The organism is Bifidobacterium moraviense, assembly GCF_012932365.1.
GTDB classification, from domain to species: domain Bacteria; phylum Actinomycetota; class Actinomycetes; order Actinomycetales; family Bifidobacteriaceae; genus Bifidobacterium; species Bifidobacterium moraviense.
The window spans coordinates 1-1,104 of record NZ_JAAIIH010000038.1; the positions used below are offsets into that span (position 1 = coordinate 1).

The 1,104-nt window shown below is 67.7% G+C and carries 1 protein-coding gene; it reads right to left on the bottom strand.

Annotated features, from left to right (window positions below):
* Nucleotides 1–28 precede the first annotated feature (28 nt).
* Nucleotides 29–1,104: MSCRAMM family protein (locus tag G1C96_RS10070; protein WP_205832135.1), on the bottom strand; the 1,076-nt coding region annotated here is incomplete at its 5' end.

Consider the following 1,104-nt stretch of genomic DNA (forward strand, 5'->3'; position numbering starts at 1 on the left):
CCGGTCCGGCGACCTCACGCGCGCGGCGTCACGACAGGTGACGGCCGGACGGGCGACGACGCCTCAGCACGCCACCCAGCAGCGCCAGACCCGCGCCCGCGGCCAGCACCGCCAGCACCGACGCGCCCGTCGCGGGCATCGACGGCGACGGCGGAGTCGTAGGCGGCGTGGTGGGAGGCGTGGTCGGCGGGGTCGTCGGCGGCGGAGGGGTCGTCGGCTTGTCCACGACCTTGCCGTCCGTGGGAAGGCCCGTGATCGTACCGTCCTCCGCGATCGTGACCGTGAAGTCCACGACCTTGTCGTAGCCGGAGGGAGCCTTCGACTCCGTGACGGTGTACGTGCCGGGCTTGACGGCGGGGAACGTGACCTTGCCGTCCGTGCCCGAGGTCACCGTGGCAACCACGTTGCCGGAAGCATCCTTCAACTGGAACTCGGCACCCGCAAGCGGGTTGCCGTTCTCGTCCACCTTGGTGAAGCCGAACGGGTACTCGGGCGGGGTCTTCTCGTCCACAACGGTGCCGCCAGTAGGCAGACCCGTGACCGTGCCGTCCGCGGCGATCGTGACGGTGAAGTCCGCGACCTTCTCGTAGCCAGCGGGAGCCTTGGACTCCGTGACGGTGTAGGTGCCGGGCTTCACGGACGGGAAGGTGACCTTGCCGTCAGAGCCCGAAGTCACTGTGGCGACCACGTTGCCGGAGGCGTCCTTCAACTGGAACTCGGCGCCCGCAAGCGGGTTGCCGTTCTCGTCCACCTTGGTGAAGCCGAACGGATACTCGGGCGGAGTGGTCGGCTTGTCCACGACGGTGCCGCCGGCGGGCAGACCCGTAATGGTACCGTCCTCGGCGATCGTGACCGTGAAGTCCGCGACCTTCTCATAACCCTGTGGGGCCTTCGACTCGGTGACCGTGTAGATACCGGGAGCGACCGACGGGAAAGTGACCTTGCCGTCGGTACCCGAGGTGACCGTGGCGATGACCTTGCCGGAAGCGTCCTTGAGCTGGAACTCGGCGCCTGCAAGCGGGTTGCCGTTCTCATCCACCTTCGTGAAACCGAACGGATACTCAGGCGGCGTCTTCTCGTCCACCACCTTGTTACCGGCGGGCA